The sequence below is a fragment of the Elusimicrobium sp. An273 genome (assembly GCF_002159705.1).
GTDB classification, from domain to species: Bacteria; Elusimicrobiota; Elusimicrobia; order Elusimicrobiales; family Elusimicrobiaceae; genus Avelusimicrobium; species Avelusimicrobium gallicola.
Map to the genome: position 1 here is coordinate 375,588 of NZ_NFJD01000001.1, position 16,777 is coordinate 392,364.

At 53.8% G+C, this 16,777-nt stretch carries 16 protein-coding genes; 7 read left to right on the forward strand and 9 right to left on the reverse strand.

The features are described from left to right. Window positions 1-95 precede the first annotated feature (95 nt). The 6 genes from B5F75_RS01755 to B5F75_RS01780 all read left to right on the forward strand — a co-directional run bounded on the left by B5F75_RS01755 (window position 96) and on the right by B5F75_RS01780 (window position 5,816). Window positions 96-923 (forward strand): NAD(+)/NADH kinase, encoded by an 828-nt coding sequence (locus B5F75_RS01755; RefSeq protein WP_087287004.1) that lies wholly within the window; start codon window positions 96-98, stop codon window positions 921-923. Window position 924: 1 nt separating this feature from the next. Further along, complete coding sequence (recN, locus tag B5F75_RS01760) at window positions 925-2,580, forward strand: DNA repair protein RecN (RefSeq protein WP_087287007.1); 1,656 nt, start codon at window positions 925-927, stop codon at window positions 2,578-2,580. Further along, on the forward strand, window positions 2,564-2,869 hold the full coding sequence (locus tag B5F75_RS01765; protein WP_087287010.1) for a hypothetical protein: 306 nt from the start codon (window positions 2,564-2,566) through the stop codon (window positions 2,867-2,869). Before recN ends, B5F75_RS01765 begins: the two co-directional genes overlap by 17 nt. A gap of 83 nt (window positions 2,870-2,952) precedes the next feature. After that, on the forward strand, window positions 2,953-3,297 hold the full coding sequence (locus B5F75_RS01770) for a hypothetical protein (protein ID WP_087287013.1): 345 nt from the start codon (window positions 2,953-2,955) through the stop codon (window positions 3,295-3,297). A 57-nt stretch (window positions 3,298-3,354) separates the two neighbouring features. Further along, a complete protein-coding gene (locus tag B5F75_RS01775) occupies window positions 3,355-4,683 on the forward strand; it encodes an outer membrane beta-barrel protein (protein ID WP_087287016.1) in 1,329 nt (442 codons plus the stop codon). After that, window positions 4,683-5,816, forward strand: coding sequence for a glycerate kinase (locus tag B5F75_RS01780; RefSeq protein ID WP_087287019.1), 1,134 nt, complete (start codon window positions 4,683-4,685; stop codon window positions 5,814-5,816). Before B5F75_RS01775 ends, B5F75_RS01780 begins: the two co-directional genes overlap by 1 nt. A 67-nt stretch (window positions 5,817-5,883) precedes the next feature. On the opposite strand, the gene B5F75_RS01785 is transcribed toward B5F75_RS01780, so the two are convergent. The 9 genes from B5F75_RS01785 to hpt all read right to left on the reverse strand — a co-directional run bounded on the left by B5F75_RS01785 (window position 5,884) and on the right by hpt (window position 15,214). Next, the gene (locus tag B5F75_RS01785) at window positions 5,884-6,540 is read right to left on the reverse strand and encodes an HAD family hydrolase (protein ID WP_087287022.1); all 657 of its coding nucleotides are present in this window, start codon (window positions 6,538-6,540) and stop codon (window positions 5,884-5,886) included. Window positions 6,541-6,599: 59 nt separating this feature from the next. Next, window positions 6,600-7,499: an alpha/beta hydrolase gene (locus B5F75_RS01790; protein ID WP_087287025.1), complete on the reverse strand. Its 900-nt coding sequence runs from the start codon at window positions 7,497-7,499 to the stop codon at window positions 6,600-6,602. Window positions 7,500-7,516: 17 nt separating this feature from the next. Beyond that, window positions 7,517-8,422, reverse strand: coding sequence for an NAD(P)H-hydrate dehydratase (locus B5F75_RS01795; RefSeq protein WP_087287027.1), 906 nt, complete (start codon window positions 8,420-8,422; stop codon window positions 7,517-7,519). Continuing rightward, the gene (acpS, locus tag B5F75_RS01800) at window positions 8,419-8,766 is read right to left on the reverse strand and encodes a holo-ACP synthase (protein ID WP_087287030.1); all 348 of its coding nucleotides are present in this window, start codon (window positions 8,764-8,766) and stop codon (window positions 8,419-8,421) included. The genes B5F75_RS01795 and acpS overlap by 4 nt, the downstream gene beginning before the upstream one ends. After that, window positions 8,767-10,608, reverse strand: coding sequence for a glutamine--fructose-6-phosphate transaminase (isomerizing) (glmS, locus tag B5F75_RS01805; protein ID WP_087287033.1), 1,842 nt, complete (start codon window positions 10,606-10,608; stop codon window positions 8,767-8,769). Between the two features lie 9 nt (window positions 10,609-10,617). Then, the gene (locus B5F75_RS01810; RefSeq protein ID WP_158093741.1) at window positions 10,618-11,334 is read right to left on the reverse strand and encodes a pyridoxine 5'-phosphate synthase; all 717 of its coding nucleotides are present in this window, start codon (window positions 11,332-11,334) and stop codon (window positions 10,618-10,620) included. Then, complete coding sequence (gene glmM / locus B5F75_RS01815) at window positions 11,331-12,683, reverse strand: phosphoglucosamine mutase (protein ID WP_087287039.1); 1,353 nt, start codon at window positions 12,681-12,683, stop codon at window positions 11,331-11,333. Before glmM ends, B5F75_RS01810 begins: the two co-directional genes overlap by 4 nt. A 72-nt stretch (window positions 12,684-12,755) precedes the next feature. Then, window positions 12,756-14,687 carry an ATP-dependent zinc metalloprotease FtsH gene (gene ftsH / locus B5F75_RS01820; RefSeq protein ID WP_087287042.1) on the reverse strand — a complete coding sequence of 644 codons (1,932 nt, stop codon included), beginning with the start codon at window positions 14,685-14,687 and terminating at the stop codon, window positions 12,756-12,758. Further along, window positions 14,687-15,214 (reverse strand): hypoxanthine phosphoribosyltransferase, encoded by a 528-nt coding sequence (hpt, locus tag B5F75_RS01825; protein WP_087287045.1) that lies wholly within the window; start codon window positions 15,212-15,214, stop codon window positions 14,687-14,689. The genes ftsH and hpt overlap by 1 nt, the downstream gene beginning before the upstream one ends. Window positions 15,215-15,531: 317 nt before the next feature. On the opposite strand from hpt, the gene B5F75_RS01830 reads away from it, so the two are divergent. Further along, the gene (locus tag B5F75_RS01830) at window positions 15,532-16,770 is read left to right on the forward strand and encodes a hypothetical protein (RefSeq protein ID WP_087287048.1); all 1,239 of its coding nucleotides are present in this window, start codon (window positions 15,532-15,534) and stop codon (window positions 16,768-16,770) included. Window positions 16,771-16,777: the final 7 nt, after the last annotated feature.

The following is a 16,777-nucleotide window of genomic DNA, read 5'->3' on the forward strand; positions in this document are numbered from 1 at the left end:
ATTTTAATTATACCATTTTGGCTTTGGCCGCAGCTTTGCAAGAGGGGTTAGCGTTTGCCCCCGCCCGCGGCGCTTTTTGCTAAAATAAAGATACGATGATTTTTAAAAATGCCTCCGTTTTTTACAATGCCCACAAAACACACACCGCGCCCCTGGCGCAAGAAGTGTGCGCCTCATTGCGCGCCCACGGCGTGCATACGGATTTAATTACACAGTTGGACGGGCTGACCGCGGAAACGGATTTGCTTGTCAGCATGGGCGGAGACGGCACCATGCTCTATTGCGCCCGCGCCGCGGCGCCGCTGGGCATTCCGATTTTCGGCATCAACTGCGGCACGCTGGGCTTTCTGGCGGCCTGCGAAAAAGAAGACGCCTTGCCCACACTGCAAGCCCTGCTAAACGGCAAATGCGCCGTGAACGAACGCTTTATGCTGCACACGCGCATTCTGGCAAAAGGGGCCAAGCCGCGGGAATTTTTGGCGTTTAACGACTGCGTTTTGCGCGCGGCCGCGCCGCGGGCTTTTTTACTGGAAGCCAAATGGAACGAAAAAGAAATGCCTTCGTATTTTGGAGACGGCGTCATCGTGGCCACGCCCACCGGTTCTACCGCCTATTCGCTGGCTTCCGGCGGGCCGATTGTAGAGCCGGGAGTAGACGTGCTGGCCGTTACGCCTATTTGCCCGCATACGCTCAACCAGCGGCCGCTTATTTTATCGGCGCAGGGAACGCTCTCGCTCACGCCTTCGTTTAAAAACAAGGCCGACCGCGCCCTGTGCAGTTTAGACGGCCAAATCAATCTGACCCTTCCCGCCGGCGCGTGCGTGCAAATTACGCGCAGCGCGCTGAAAGCCAAGCTGCTTTGCCCGCCCGAACGGGGATTTTTCCAAATTCTAAACCGCAAATTAAAATGGGGGAACCGCTGATATGCTCGTGCGGCTGCATGTACAAAATTTCGCCATTATCTCCGATTTAACGCTGGATTTCGCACCGGGGTTAAACGTATTCTCCGGAGAAACGGGCGCCGGAAAGTCCATCGTCATTGAAGCACTTGGGTTTGTGCTGGGTGCGCGCGGCGACGTGTCCGCCATTAAAGACGGCGCGGACAAAATGACCGCCTCGGCCGTATTTTCCAGCACGGATTTGCCAGCTGCCCTTCGCAAAGAACACCAAATCGCCGCGGACGTTTTTACTTTAAAAAGAGAATTAGACCGCAAAGGCAAAAGCAAAGCTTTTATAGAAGGACGCCCGGCCACCGTGTCGGCCTTGGCACAGCTGGGAAAAGCGTTGGTGGATTTTCACGGCCAGCACGACCACCAAAGTTTACTGCACGCCTCCGTGCATCTGATGCTTCTGGATCAGTTTGCCGGGCACGGCGCCCTTGTGCAAAAAACGCAGGACGCGTACCGCCAGATGCAAAACGCGGCGGCCAAATTAGACGCAGCACGCATGAGCTCGCAGGAAAGAGAACGCCTGCTGGACATGAGCCAATACCAGCTGAAGGAAATAGAAGACGTTAACCCAACGGCGGACGAAGATTTGCAGCTGGAACAAAACCTGCCCAAAATGAAGCACGCCGGGCGGTTGCTGGAACTGGCGCAAAACGCCTATGAGGAATTGTACGCGGCGGAAGACTCGGCCACTTCCCGCGCGGGCAAAGCCCTGCGCGAAGTGCAAAATATGGCAGAGCTGGATGACCATTTAAACGCGCTGGCCCAAGATTTAAACAGTGCGCTTCTCACGCTGGAAGACGCCGCCTCCACCCTGGGTTCTTACAAGGATGATATTAACCTTGACCCGCAAACCTTAGACCGCATGCTGGCCCGCCACGAAAAAATCAAACGCTTAAAAGCCAAATACGGGCCCGAAATTACGGACGTGCTGGAAACAGCGCGCACCCTGCGGGAAAAAATTGACCTGCTCCAACACGGCGAAGAACACGAACAGGAATTACTGAAGGAGCTGGAACAGGCCCGCCAAAATTTGCTTGCGCTGGCCGGGGAACTGCACGACAAGCGCATGCGCGCCGCCCAACGCCTGGCGGCCCGCATCAGCGAAGAAATCCGCCCGCTCGGATTTAACGCCATACGGTTTTCCGTCGCCGTGGAAATGGACGAAGAAAACCTGGGCCCCACCGGGGCGGACAAAGTGGAATTTTTATTTTCCCCCAACCCGGGCCAAGCCTTGCGCCCGCTTAAAAACATTGCTTCCGGCGGGGAAATTTCACGCGTGATGCTGGGACTCAAAACCGTGCTGGCCCCCACCGTGCCGGTAATGGTGTTTGACGAGGTGGATGCCGGAATCGGCGGCGAGACCGGGCACTTGGTCGGCCAGAAGCTGCACCAGGCCGCCCACGGACGCCAAGTGTTATGCGTCACGCATTTGGCACAGGTAGCCGCCCAGGCAGACCAAAATTTTTACGTATCCAAGAAAGCGTCCAAAAACGCGACCGATGTTTCCATTCAGCCGCTTTCCGGCGAAAAATTAACCGCGGAAATTGCCCGCATGTTAGGCGGCGGGGACAAACATTCCGCCGCTTTCTCGCACGCAAAGGAGTTGCTTGCCGATGCCAAACGGATTTAAAAAAATAACGCCCTTTCTGCCGCATCATTGGCTGGAACTAAAAGGTTTGTCCCGCCTGTATTTGTTCCTGTTTTATGCGACGCTTGCCGTGGGATTATATGCGGGCGTCTGTTGGCTGGAAACGTACTTCCAAACGCCCCAGCAGCTGGCCCTTAATTCCGCGCCGCTTCGCCGTTTGTACGGGCTGGCCGCGCTGCAGGCGGGGCTGGCGTGTTTGGTCTGGCTGTTTCTGCACCGTTTCTGCCGCACGCTGCAACGCCTTTCTTCCCTTTCCGAAACAGGCAATTAAGTTCATAAAAGGCCGCTCTTTTTGATACAATATGAACAAAGAGGGGTATGCCGTTTTTTCCCCATCATAAAAAGGAGAGAACTATGTCTAAATGCTGCAAATGCTCCAAGTGGTGGCCGCACAACTGGCTGTGCCTGAAAGGGTTGTCCGTCATCTTTTTGGTGCTTTTCTATCTGGCGTTAGCTTATGCCGTGTTTCAGGCGTATGCCATCTTTACCTACCCGATGCTGCACGGTTCCGAAATGTGGATTTCCGCCGCTTTCTACGTGGCAAGCGATGTGGCGGCCGCGATTGGCTTCTTAACAGTGGCGAAGATTTTAAAAGCCCTGCGCAAAATCAAAAAAGCCGTCGCCCCCTGCGTCTGCTCGGTGGAAGAAAAACCGGCTCCGTCGGAAATTGAAAAAGTAGTAGAAAAAGAATCCAAATAATAGAAGCGGCGCGGAAAAACCGCGCCGCTTTTTTCCTTTTAACAGAAGCGAGGTTGTATGAGAAAAAGCGTGTTTGCCGTATGCTGTCTGCTGGCGGCTGGGTTGCTGCAGGCGGAAACCATTAAAATGAAAACCGGGGAGCTTATCAGCGGGTCTATCCTGTCCCAAACCGAATACACGCTGAATTTGGCCACTTCCTACGGCAACATCACGCTCAACCAACGCGAAATTGAACAAATTCTGCCGGACAAGCACCGCCTGATTTTAAAAGGCGGCACGCAGCTGGTCGGTGTGATTTTGGACTTGGATGAATTTAATTTAAAACTGCAAACGGATGATGGGTCTATCGTCAATGTGGACATGCCGCAAATCATCTCCATTGAGGTCTATGACTATGACCAAGGCGAAAAGGCCCAACAAAAGTTTGTGCAGGAAAACATCCAGCAACAGCAAGCCGCCGCCCAAGCGGCCGCGCAGCAAAGTGCTCCTGCCGATACCGTGCAAGCGGCCGGCGGCCTGACCTTTGATTCCGACATTAACCAAGTGTTTGATGCGCAAACCGCCACCGTCGTCAACGGGTCGGTGGTTACGCCTTCGGCCCGGGTGCAAACGGCCGCGCCCAAACCGATGACGGATGAAGAAGCCTTCTTAAAAGGGGTCAAAACGGGGGCCGTTTCCCAGCAGGAATATGCCGCGGCCGCCAAGGAAGAATTGACCGCCAAGAAACCCACCGCAAAAAAACAAACCCCAAAAAAGACCTACAAAGAAAAAGATTTCAATAAATACTTTGCCGTGGAAGCCGGCGCCATGGCCTTGGACTTGCAGGCGAGCGGCGTGTTAAAACTGGGCGATTTGGCCACCGTGGATTTGGGCGACAACACCCAAGACATGGGCGGCACCAGCGCGGTTATTTCTTCCAAATTTCTCTGGCGGTTAAAAGAAAGCAATTTGTGGATTGGCCCCATGCTCACCTTTGCCAGTATTGCCAATAACGACTATTCTTTTTCGCTCCCTTCCCTGGGCAGCGTTTCGGCCAGCAGCAGCGGCAATATCTTGACGGTCGGCGCCGCTGCCAACTATTATTTAAACCCCGCCGGCCGGTTTTCCTTTTACTTGACGGCAAACGCCGCCTATGAAATGCTGACGCTCAACTACCGCGGCAACATCACTACGTCTTCTTCCACGGGCACGCAGGAACTGCCGTTTCGCGACTCGCTGACTTCCAACGGATTCTCGGGCGCGCTGGGCCTAGGGGTGGAAACCTGGGTGGATGACGTAATGATCGGGCTGGAAGTGCGGCAAGTATTTGCCCCCCGCAGCGGGGAACTCAAGGAATCGGCCGTTTCCAACACGGTAGCCCAAGCCAAACTCAGCTGGAAATTTTAATGCATATTCTTGTACTTCCCAATGCGTTTAAAGGCTCGTTAAGCGCTCTGCAAACTGCACGCCTGCTGACTCGATACCTCTCGCCCCTCCACGCCGTGAAGGCATATCCCATTTCCGACGGAGGAGACGGATTTATAGATTTCTTCCGCGCGCTGTATCCGGCTTCCCGCGTGATTTATCTTCAGGCCAAAAATGCTTTTCTAAAAAACAAACGCACCTCTTTTTTAATGCTGCCCGACCGCAAGACCGCCGTCATCGAAACGGCCCGCATTTGCGGGCTGGGAAGCGCCAAAAAAGAAGAACTGGATCCGATGGGGGCCTCTTCGTTTGGCGTAGGACAAGTGATTTTAAAAGCCGTCCGACAAGGGGCCACCCAAATTTACGTGGGCCTCGGGGGCGTGGCCTGCAACGACGGCGGCGCCGGCATGGCGGTAGCTTGCGGCGCGCACATCAGCGATAAAAACGGAAACGAAATTCCCTTGGGGGCCGCGCCCCTTCTCCGCGCGGCGAAACTGGAACTGAAACAACTGAAGCAAAATTTAAAAGGCGTTCGCCTCTACGCCGTGGCGGACGTGACCAACCCCTTGCTGGGGCCGCACAGTTCGGCCAAAGTTTTCGGCCCGCAAAAGGGCGCCTCGCCCGCGCAGGTAAAAGTGCTAGACCGCGCCATGGCCCAATGGGCACGGGTGGTAAAACGCGCCACCCGCCGCGACATTGCCCACACCCCCAGCACCGCCGCGGCCGGAGCGTTGGCCGCCGGGCTGTACGGCTGTTTTGGCGCCAAATTGATTTTAGGAAGCGAATTTTTGTTTCGCAAAGCGCATTTGGAAAGCGCTTTTGATTGGGCGGACTGGGTAATTACTTCGGAAGGGAAACTGGACGCGCAAACGTTTTACGGCAAGGCTCCGCTGGCTGTCTTAAAACTGGCTAAAAAACACAAAAAGCCCGTTTTGTTCATTTGCGGACTGTTGGAGGAAAAAGCGCTCGCCCGGCAAAAATACCGTCCAAACCAAATTGCCGTACTGGCGGATTTCGCCCCCACTCCGGACGCCTGCCGGCAGTATCCCGCCGTGTATTTAAAACGTTTGTGCAAACACTTGTTTGCGGGCGAATCCGCTTGCGGCCGAAAATAAATTTGTATGCCACAAAAAATCCTCCGGGCGTCCGGAGGATTTTATTTTTTATCGTTAGAAACGGGTTTTAATCCACCATGTCGGCGATTTCCGCCGGGGTGTCCGTCATAAAATCAGGCTTATAACTCATCAGTTCTTCGCGGGAGCGAAACCCCCACGTCACCGCGCACACGCGCACGCCGGCGTTGTGCGCCGTTTGCATGTCCACATCCGAGTCGCCCACATACAACACGTTTTGTTTCTGCGCGCCGGACGCCCACAAAATTTCTTCCACAATCGCCGGGTCGGGTTTTACGGGCACGTCATCGCGCTGGCCCAAAACCGCCGCAAAAGAAATTTCCGGAAAGAAATGTTTGATCAGCCGCCGTGTTGCGCTTTGGTATTTGTTGGAAGCCACCGCCAGTTTCACGCCGCCGGCCTGCAATTTGACCAGCAGTTCCTTCACTCCGGGATACGGGCGAGTTTGATCTGTCAAATGTTCATCATAGTACGCAAAAAAAGCGGGGCGCATATTCGCTACGTCTTGCGGGGTTTTATGCCCTTGCGGAAGGGCTCTTTCCAACAGTTTATTAATGCCGTTTCCCACAAAACGCTGGCACTCGGCCTGCGTGCGGACGGGGAAATGATTGGCTTGCAGCGCGGCATTGGCGGCCGCCGCCAAATCGGCAATCGTGTTAAGCAACGTTCCGTCCAAATCAAAAATTACCAGTCTTGCTTCGTTCATTTCTGCTCCTTTTCCAACACCGGACGTCCGCCGGCAATCACCCGCCTAAAGGGCAAGTATTATAAATGCTGACGGAAAAAATCTGCCAGCCGCTGTTTGTATTCAAACCCGCCCACTTCGGCGCATTTGTTGTGCTTGGCGCCGGGCACGAGCCAAATTTCTTTGGGTTCGCCGGCCTTTTTAAAAAGCAGTTTGGCTTGGGCGGCGGGAACCAGGTTGTCGTAGCGGCCGTGAATGATAAATACCGGGCGGGGCGAAATGCGGGGAATGTTATACTTGGGGCTGTAACGCTCCGGATTGACGCCCAGGTATTTATGAATATAATGCAAAATAATCGGAATCAGCGGGAAATAAGGCACCCGGTGGTGCACCCACGCCCAGCGCGAAACCACCCGCCGGAACGAATAATAGGACGCTTCTGCCACCACGCACGCAATGTCCGGGTTGCGCGCGGCTTCGCAAATGGCCACCATCCCGCCCATAGAAAGGCCATACAGGCCGATCTTTTCGCAAAACTGCGGGCGCGTTTCTTTCAAAAAGCGCACGGCGGCGGCCACATCTTTCAGTTCCAAATACCCGATGGAGCTGGTTTTCCCGCCGCTTTCCCCCAGCGCCCGAAAATCAAAATACAACAAGTTAAATCCCAGGTCGTGCAGGAAATAGGTGTTTTTTAAAATATCCGCCCGGTTCATTCCCCAACCGTGCATTAAAATAATGGTTTTGTTGGAATAAGCCTCGCTGGGGATAAACCAGCCTTTGAGCTGGACTTTGTCTTCCGTCTTAAAATATACGTTCTCGTAGGGCAGGCCAAATTGGTCGGGCCAAGCGTCCAGCGCCTTGCGCTTGGAAACCGGGTGCAAAACCCGTTTGGCGGCGTGCATACAAAACACCACCGTTCCTAAGCAAAGAAGTAATGCGGCTCCTAACACGATAAGCAAAATATATAAAACGGAAGTCATAATTTCTCCTTTACAACTTATTGCAATACTTCCAAAAATGCCTGCGGCAGCGCGTCTGCCGTGTCGCGGGCCAGCACGCCGAAGTCGCTTCGTTTTAACGCGGCCAAATCGCCCGCCAGGCCGTGCAAATACACGCCGCACAAAGCGGCTTTTGCCGCGCTGGCGGCGTCAAAGCCCTGTGCCGTGCCCAGCTGAGCCCACAAGCCTGCAATGACGCCGGATAAAACGTCCCCCGATCCTGCTTTGGCCAGCGCCGGCCCGCCGGTGGTATTCTGCCACACCTGCGGGGTTTGTGCTTGCGGCACGCAAACCAAGGTGCCGCAGCCTTTTAGCAACGTTACGCCCCCCGTTTTGCGGCACAGCTCCTGCACTTGGTGCAGGCGCTCTTCCTGCGTTTGGGCCATCGGCTCCTTAAGCAGGCGGGCCATTTCGCCGGGGTGCGGCGTAAAAATGCAAGGCCTGTCTTTGGGCCAGTGTTGCTCCCAATGCGGGCGGCGGGCCAATGCATTCAAAGCATCGGCATCCACCACCAAGGGCAAGGAAAGATCAAAAAGAAGTTTATCCACTAGCGGGCTTTGCCCCATGCCCGGCCCGATCACGGCCAAAGAGGGGCGATGTTCCCGAATAAAATCCAGCAAATCCGTCCATGCGTCTTCGGCTAACAGGCCGTCCGCGGTTTGCGCAAGCGGCAGCGTAATGGCTTCCGGCAGTGCCGCCGCAAACGCCGGCTGTATGCTTTGCGGCAACGCCCAAAACACCAGCCCCGCCCCTGCGGTCAATGCGCTTTTGGCGCACAAAAACCCGGCTCCGCCCATACTGCGCGATCCGGCTACCGCCAGCACCCGCCCGAAAGAACCTTTATGGGCGGTTTTCTCCCGGCGGGGCAAAAAAGCGCTGAGTGTTTCCCGTGTAATTTGTTTCATTGCTGCACCACCGCTACGGCCGTTGCGTAGGACTCCGTATGCGAAAGCGAAATCAAGATGCAAAGCCCTTGGCAACGCTCGTCCTCCACGCGTACTTCCGGCCGGCCGCTTTCCAAATTAACAACTTGTATTTTTTTAAACGCAATCCCCGCAAAAGGCAGTGCCTTATACACCGCCTCTTTGGCGGCAAAACGCACCGCCAAATGCTGGTATTCGTTTTTGCGCGCCCGGCAATAGGCAATTTCCTGCGCCGAAAAAATACGCTCCAGCGCGCCCGGCTTTTGGGCGAACGCCTGGATGCGTTTGACTTCCACGATATCCGTCCCTAAGCCGATGATTTTCATTTATTCCACCGTCACGCTCTTGGCCAAGTTGCGCGGCTGATCAATATCGCAGCCCAGCCGTTTGGCAATCCAGTACGCCAAAAACTGAAGCGGCACCACGTCAATAATGGGCTGCAGCAAATCATCCGTTTGCGGCACGGTGATCACTTTATCCGCCACGTCCTTGGCTTGTTTGACGCCGTTTTTGGTGGTAATGACCACCACAAACGCGCCGCGGGCCCGGCACTCTTGGCAGGCGGAAAGCATCTTTTCAAACAGGCTGTCGTGCGGCATAATCATAAACACCGGCGTGCCTTTGTCAATAATAGAAATCGGCCCGTGTTTGATTTCGCCCGCGGCAAAACCCTCCGCACTGCGGTAGGACACTTCTTTTAATTTAAGCGCCCCTTCCAGTGCAATGGGGAAATTGACGTTGCGCCCCAAGAAAATAAAGCGGTCTGCCTTGTAAATTTTGCGCGTTAAATGGCGAACTTCGTATTCCAGTTTGACGGCTTCGCTCATGGCTTTAGACAAGGCCAAAAGCCCTTTGTAAGCTTTGTCAAACGCGGCCTGGCTTAAATTGCCGTTGGCTTTCCCTAAAAACAACGCCAACGCATACACCGAAGTAATTTGGCTGGTAAACGCCTTGGTGGAAGCCACGCTGATTTCCGGCCCGCAGTGCGTAAAGAAGGTTCCGTCGCACGTGCGGGTGAGCGTAGAGCCCAGGACGTTGCAAATGGCCAAGGTGCGAAAGCCCAGTTCTTTGGCTTTTTTAATGGCGCCAATCGTGTCGGCCGTTTCGCCCGATTGGCTGATGGCCACCGCCAGCGTATGCGGCAGCGGAGGAATGGCGCGGTATTTATATTCGCTTGCCAAATCCACGCTGACCGGAATCCCGGCCAGCTGCTCAATATAGTATTTGCCCACCAGTCCGGCGTGATAGGCCGTGCCGCAGGCGATGATATGAATGTTGCGCAGCTCGCGGATTCCCGTGGTATCCAATCCCAGAATTTTGCCAAAATCGGCCCGTGCGGTGCGCAGGGTGTCTTCAATGGCTTGGGGCTGGTCGTAAATTTCCTTGAGCATAAAATGCGCAAAGCCGCCTTTTTCGGCCGTTTGCTGATCCCAGGAAATTTTAACGGGTTTCACTTCTTTTTCTTTTCCGTCTTTATCCAGCACGGTTACGCCGTCCACATGCAGCAGGGCGATTTCGCCGTCTTCCAAGAAAAGCACTTTGTTGGTATGTTTTAAAAAAGCCGGTACATCCGACGCTAAGAAATTTTCATCTTTTCCAAGACCCACCACCATCGGGCTTTGGTTTTTTACGCCAATCAGCAACCCCGGTGTGCGGGCCCACAGCACCCCGTACGCATACGCGCCGGCAATTTCTTTGTTGGTTTTTTGCACGGCTTTTAACAGGCGGTCTTGGTCGTTCTCCGCGCGGACGTGCAGTAAATTTTCTTCAATTAAGTGGGCGATTACTTCCGTGTCCGTCTCGCTTTTAAAGCGGTGCCCGCGCGATTCCAATTTGTCGCGCAGCGTCAGGTAGTTTTCGATAATCCCGTTATGCACCACCACGATATCGCCGGTGCAGTCCGTATGCGGGTGGGAGTTTTCTTCGCTAGGTTTGCCGTGCGTGGCCCAGCGCGTGTGACCAATGCCGGTGTTTCCTTTGGGGTTGGCAAGCAGGGTGGCTTTTTCCAATTCGGCCACTTTCCCCACGGCGCGCACCGTAACCAATTCATGCCCTTGCAGAATGGAAATTCCCGCCGAATCGTATCCGCGGTATTCCAGCCGTTTCAAACCGTCAATAATATAAGGAACGCTGTTATTGTTTCCTACGTAACCGATAATTCCGCACATAACCGCTCCTTATAACAACCCTTTCATTTCATTTACGGCCGTCGGCAGGCCCGCAAAAAGCGAGCGGGTGATAATGGCAAAACCGATGTTCATGCAAGCCATTCCGCCGATATCCGCCACCGCCAGCACGTTGTGATAATCTAGCCCATGCCCGGCGTGCACCTCAAGCCCCAGCTCTTTGGCCAACAGCGTAGAGAGCGCCAAATCCTGCAGGCATTTGCGGGCCTGTTTGGCCGATGCGGCCTCGCTGTAATCGCGGGTGCACAGCTCCACAATATCGGCCCCCAGTTTGGCGGCCGTGCGTACGGAAGCCGCATCCGGGCTGATAAACAGGCTGACTAAAATGTGTTTTTTATGCAGGTTTTCAATCATCTCCAACAGGCGTTTGTTCACCTTTGGCGAAAATTTAAGGCCGCCCGTGGTCGTTACTTCGCCCGGTTCTTCCGGCACGATACAGACGGAAAACGGTTTGTATTTTAAAGCGGCTTTTTCCAGTTCCGGCGTGTAGGAGCATTCCAAATGGATTTTGCCCGGAAACGTTTTGCACAAAAGGGCCACGTCTTTTTCATTAATATGGCGCTGGTCTTTGCGCAAATGCACCACAATATAATCGGCCCCCGTGGCCAGGCAGACGGCAGCGGCGTCCACCGGATCCGGAAAGGGCTCCCGGCGCGCTTGGCGCAGAGTGGCGATATGATCTATATTTACACCTAATTTCAAACTCATTTGCATACCTCCGTTTTTTGGCGGTATAACGCTTCTACTTCATCCAGCACGCGGTTCACCATATTTTCTTCGTCCCCTTCCACTAAAATGCGCAGTTTGGGTTCGGTGCCGCTGTAACGCACCACGACGCGGCCGCGGCCGTGCATGGTTTTTTCAATATCCGCTACGCCCGGCAAAAAGCCGTCCAGGCTTTCCAGCGGCGGTTTGCTGGTTACGGCCAGCGCTTTTAATTTGCTGGGATATTTTTTCCAGCGGTCTGCAAACCAGCTGACCGGGTGCCCGGATTTCTTCACAAATTGCAAAAATTGCAAAGCGGACAAAATGCCGTCCCCCGTGTTGGCAAAACGGCGGAAAATAATATGCCCCGAGGTTTCCCCCCCGATGGACAGATTTTCTTTTTCCAGCGCTTCGGAAACGTATTTGTCCCCCACGGTGGTCAGTTCCACTTCCACGCCGTTTTCTTTTAAATAGTTGATGCAGCCCAAATTGGCCATAATGGTAAGCACGGCCTTGTTGCCGTTTAATTCGCCGGCTTGTTTCATGCACAAGGCGGAGGAGGCGATGATATTGTCGCCGTCCAGCTGGCGGCCTTGCTCGTCGGAAGCGATCACGCGGTCGGCGTCGCCGTCAAAGCTAAAGCCCACAAAGGCGTGTTCTTGTTTCGTCAGCTGCTGCATAAATTCCGTATGCAGGGCGCCCACGTTTTTATTGATGTTGGTGCCGTCTGGCTTGGCGGCGGTGACGGTAACGTCCATCCCCAACCCGGCAAACACGTTGACCGCCACTTTGGAGCTGGCGCCGTTGGCGCAGTCCAGCACGACCTTGGTGCCTTTAAGCAGCGAAGCGTCCACCGTAGACATGAGGAAGCGTTCGTAGTCCCGCACTAAGGACTCGTCCTGCGTGAATACCCCCTTGGGGGCCGGAACGCTTTGCAGCGATTCGATTTCCGCCTCAATAGAGTTTTCCAATTCTTCGGGGAGTTTGGTGCCGTGGTTGGTAAAAAATTTAATTCCGTTAAACTCGGCCGGATTGTGGCTGGCGGAAATAACCACCCCGCACAAACTGCCGGTATGTTTGACCAAGTAGGCCACTGCCGGAGTAGGGGCAATGCCTACGCTGATGACATCCGCCCCGCTGGCGCGGATGCCTTTTTCCAGCGCGGCCAAAATCGCCGGGCCGGACGCGCGCGAATCCTGCGCGATGATTACCTGGGGTTTTAAATGCTCGCTTTTGGCGTATTCCTGCAATTCGCGCAAGGCGGCATACCCCAATTTTTGGATGAAATCATCCACCAACGGAAACTGGCCGGCAACGGCACGGACTCCGTCGGTTCCAAAGTATTTTCCCATACAACTTCCTTTTGCGCCGTGCGGAGCAAACCGCCGGGCGGCGCGGATAATTCCCGTACAGTTCCTTACGCCTTAAAAGAGTTCCGCCTGTTGAGCCTCCGGCTTTTCGGCTTTCGGCGCCTTCGGTTCCTCTTTTACCGGTTCCGGTTCTGCGGGCTGCGGCTGTGCGTCCTGCGAGGCCGCGGGTTTCAAGCCCAGTATTTCGTCAATTTCGGCGGCCTCCACTACTTCTTTTTCAAGCAGGGTTTCCACCAATTTATCAAATGCCGCGCGGTTTTTGGTGATAATGTCTTTCGCACGGGCATAGGACGACTTAATCAAATTCATAATTTCTTCATCAATGGCGCGGGCCAATTCCGGCGAATAGGTGTGGTGGCGGGAGAGGTCTCTTCCCAAGAACACTTCGCCGTCGTCCCCCGTCGGCAGGGCAATGGGGCCCAATTTGTCGCTCATGCCCAGCTCCATCACCATTTTGCGGGCATAGGCCATGGTTTTGTTCAAATCGTCGCTGGCGCCGGACGTAATTTCGCCAAACACAATTTCTTCGGCGGCGCGGCCGGCCAGGAGGATGCACAGCTTGTCCAACAGTTCCGACTTGCTGGTTAAAAATTTATCTTCCAGCGGCAGCTGCATCGTGTAGCCCAACGCTTGGCCGCGGGGAATGATGGTTACTTTATGCACCGGGTCGGAATGATTCGTCAGCCGGGCGACCACCGTGTGCCCCACTTCGTGCGCGGCGATAATGCGCTGTTCTTTGGGGGAAATGATGCGGCTTTTCTTCTGCGGGCCGGCAATCACGCGTTCCACCGCTTCGTCCATATCACTTTTGGTGACCGCGTCTTTATCGGCACGCGCGGCCAAAATGGCCGCTTCGTTGACGACGTTGGCCAAGTCCGCCCCTACAAAGCCGGGCGTTCCTTTGGCCACCACTTTTAAGTCCACATCGGCGCCCAGTTTTACTTTTTTGGCGTGTACTTTTAAAATTTCTTCGCGCCCTTTTAAGTCCGGCGCGGGAACGGAAATATGACGGTCAAAACGGCCGGGGCGGATAAGCGCCGGATCCAGCACGTCCGGGCGGTTGGTGGAGGCCATTAAAATAATGCCTTGTTTGCTTTCAAAGCCGTCCAGTTCAATAAGCAGTTGGTTGAGTGTCTGCTCGCGTTCGTCGTGCCCGCCGCCGATGCCGGCAAAACGTCTTCTTCCGACGGCGTCCAGCTCGTCAATAAAAATAATGGCGGGAGAATTCTTTTTGGCTTGGTCAAACAAGTCGCGCACGCGCGCCGCGCCCACGCCGACGAACATCTCCACAAATTCGGAAGCCGACGCGGAGAAGAACGCCACCCCCGCTTCGCCCGCAACGGCTTTGGCCAGCAGGGTTTTCCCCGTGCCGGGCGCGCCGTAGAGCAAAACGCCTTTGGGCAGTTTGCCGCCTAATTTTTGAAATTTTTTGGGGTTTTTAAGAAATTTAATAACGTCTTGCAGTTCTTCTTTGGCCTCGTCGCAGCCGGCTACGTCTTTAAACGTAACGGTCTGCTGGGAAGGATCCTGCATTTTGGCTTTGGAACGGGCAAAGTTCATGGCGCTGCGGCCGTCGTTTCGCTGCGGGCGCAGGAAGATGAACCACCACAATCCGATCAACAGAAAAATCCACAGTACATTAAACAAAATGTTGCTTACCCAGCTGTTATCCGCTTCGGCTTTGTACTTGATATCCGCCGCCGACAGCTGGCTGACGAGTTCCGGGTCGTCCATGCGCACCGTTTTAAACGGGGCGAATTCGCCTTTTTCGTTTTTGTACATTCCGCTAATCACGCCGGGAGCAATCGTCAAATCCGATACTTCCGAAGACGCTACTTTGTGTTTAAATTCGGAATAGTCCAGCTCCGTCTGCTTAACGCCCGGCTTGTTAAACAGCAGTACAGCCAGTATAAACACGGCGATCCAGCCTACAATCTGCCCCACGGAAACGATGCGGCGGTTATTCTGATTTTTGTTATTCTTCATTATTTTCTAAATACCCCTATATACGGCAGGTTGCGGTATAGTTCGTTGTAATCCAACCCGTAACCAATCACAAATTCATTCTCTACGGTAAAACCCACATATTTGGGATGTACGTCCACCTTGCGGTTGCACGGCTTATCCAGCAGGCAGCAGATTTCAATGCTGGCGGCGCCGCGGTTTTGCAGGTTGCCCAGCAAATAGTTCAGCGTCAGCCCCGTATCCACAATGTCTTCCACGATAATCACGTGGCGGCCTTTGATGCTTTCGCGCAAATCCAACATGGTGCGCACCTGCCCGGTGCTGGAAGTGCCCGAGTAAGAAGACAGACACATAAAATCCATATTGCAGTCCACGCTGATGTTTTTCATCAAATCGGAATAGAACAAAATGCATCCGCGCAAAATACCCACAAACAGCGGCAGTTTGCCGCGGTAATCGGCAGAAATTTGGCGGCCGAGTTCAGCCACCCGGTCGGCTAATTGTTGTTCAGAAAATAATACACGTTCCAAAATCGGATTTTCAGGCATATGCCCTCCAATAGAGAATATACATAAAGGATACCTTTTTTTGGTCTTGCTGTGAAGAGCAAATATCGATGCAAATGCCGCGTGAAAAACGCGGTTTTTTAATCGTCTCTCTCCCGGTGTGCAACTTAACCAGGAACGGCCCGTTTCCTTCCTCCGCGCCCGCCGACGCGCACGCCCTAAGCGCCGCGGCCCAAGTCCGAACGGGAATTTCGCTTACCCCAATGGATTTTCCGTTCCCGCCCTTTCACTCAGAGCCTAGATTGCACTGGGTCTTATGGCCCTGTTTTTTTGGGGGAAAACTCTTTTAAAATAAAAATATGAAAAAATTTTCTGCCCTTTTACTGTCTGTCTTGTGCATGACCCCTTTCCTGGCCAATGCACGCCCACTTCGGCAAGTGTCCGACACGACCAGCCGGCAAGCGGCCATCTCCCGCGCGATCTTTCAACAGCAAAACGACTACAACAAACAGAAACAGGCCTCATCGGACGATTCCTTTGCACAAGCCCAACAGGCCCTAAACCAGCTGATCCAGCAAAACAAAGAAACCGTATCGCTTTCTTGGGAAGATTTTATAGAAAAAAACAAGCAAGCCCAACAACGCGCGCGGCAAGAGCTGCAAGAAACAGAGGAAGAACTAACCCAGGCGTTTTCCGATTCGAATGCTTCGTTTAAGTTTGAGGGAAAGAATACTCCCATAGACTATGCAAAAATTTTATCCGGAATTAAACTCATCTATATCGGCGAATCTCATGGTAGTGAAGACGTTCCGCTTGAAGTCATGACCCTTTTGCGCACTGTACGGCAGAACAACCCCAATGCCCGCATTCTGCTGGCTTCGGAATTTGCCCTTCGGCAAGAGGCAACCGATCCGTATATTAAAAAAGCAGGCACGGCAGATCCCTGGAGAAAAAGCTATCCCGCCTTATTTCAGACCGCGGACGAGCTGAATATAGATCAATTGTCGCTGGATGATCAGATTTTTACGATTGATAAACAGAAAGACGGCTTTTACCTAGGCACCAAGATAGGCGCTTACGAAGTAACCGTTCCTGGCGGGCAAGACATCTCCGACAGTACGTTTCCCTACATGGTCTTGGCCACGCATTACAAGATACATGCTTCCACATGGGGCGTGGCGGAACGGAACAGACAGTGGGCGCGCTATATCAATGCGGTCAAGCCCTTTTATGATGTGATTGTGGTGCATTGCGGTATGGGGCACCTGATTGAAACTACTTCTACGGACTTGCTGGTTCAAATACATATGCCGCCGGCGGCCCTCTTTCTGTACTTCCCGATGAAAGAACAATACTCCGAAGTGCTTAAAAAATATGCGGACATGTATGATTCCCATCTGCGCAAAGAAAACTTAATGGATCCCATGTTTATAACCGAAGAAACCGCCAAACTGTTGCGTGAGAAGACAGGCATGTCGCTGCAGGAGTGGAAGGACTTCAGCAAGCCGCTTTGGTTTATGTTTGAGTCAGAAGGGAAAAATCCGAACTCTACGGTTCCGAAGGTCTCCCTCTCGGTTTACCTGCCTATTCTTCCGTAATACAAAT

Bases quoted from the DNA above. Each gene is read 5' to 3' on its own strand.
- B5F75_RS01775 (WP_087287016.1), top strand. From the start codon at position 3,355: ATGAGAAAAAGCGTGTTTGCCGTATGCTGTCTGCTGGCGGCTGGGTTG.
- B5F75_RS01790 (WP_087287025.1), bottom strand. From the start codon at position 7,499: ATGACTTCCGTTTTATATATTTTGCTTATCGTGTTAGGAGCCGCATTA.
- acpS (WP_087287030.1), bottom strand. From the start codon at position 8,766: ATGAAAATCATCGGCTTAGGGACGGATATCGTGGAAGTCAAACGCATC.
- B5F75_RS01795 (WP_087287027.1), bottom strand. From the start codon at position 8,422: ATGAAACAAATTACACGGGAAACACTCAGCGCTTTTTTGCCCCGCCGG.
- B5F75_RS01785 (WP_087287022.1), bottom strand. From the start codon at position 6,540: ATGAACGAAGCAAGACTGGTAATTTTTGATTTGGACGGAACGTTGCTT.
- B5F75_RS01770 (WP_087287013.1), top strand. From the start codon at position 2,953: ATGTCTAAATGCTGCAAATGCTCCAAGTGGTGGCCGCACAACTGGCTG.
- hpt (WP_087287045.1), bottom strand. From the start codon at position 15,214: ATGCCTGAAAATCCGATTTTGGAACGTGTATTATTTTCTGAACAACAA.
- glmM (WP_087287039.1), bottom strand. From the start codon at position 12,683: ATGGGAAAATACTTTGGAACCGACGGAGTCCGTGCCGTTGCCGGCCAG.
- B5F75_RS01755 (WP_087287004.1), top strand. From the start codon at position 96: ATGATTTTTAAAAATGCCTCCGTTTTTTACAATGCCCACAAAACACAC.
- B5F75_RS01780 (WP_087287019.1), top strand. From the start codon at position 4,683: ATGCATATTCTTGTACTTCCCAATGCGTTTAAAGGCTCGTTAAGCGCT.
- B5F75_RS01830 (WP_087287048.1), top strand. From the start codon at position 15,532: ATGAAAAAATTTTCTGCCCTTTTACTGTCTGTCTTGTGCATGACCCCT.
- ftsH (WP_087287042.1), bottom strand. From the start codon at position 14,687: ATGAAGAATAACAAAAATCAGAATAACCGCCGCATCGTTTCCGTGGGG.
- B5F75_RS01765 (WP_087287010.1), top strand. From the start codon at position 2,564: ATGCCAAACGGATTTAAAAAAATAACGCCCTTTCTGCCGCATCATTGG.
- recN (WP_087287007.1), top strand. From the start codon at position 925: ATGCTCGTGCGGCTGCATGTACAAAATTTCGCCATTATCTCCGATTTA.
- glmS (WP_087287033.1), bottom strand. From the start codon at position 10,608: ATGTGCGGAATTATCGGTTACGTAGGAAACAATAACAGCGTTCCTTAT.
- B5F75_RS01810 (WP_158093741.1), bottom strand. From the start codon at position 11,334: ATGAGTTTGAAATTAGGTGTAAATATAGATCATATCGCCACTCTGCGC.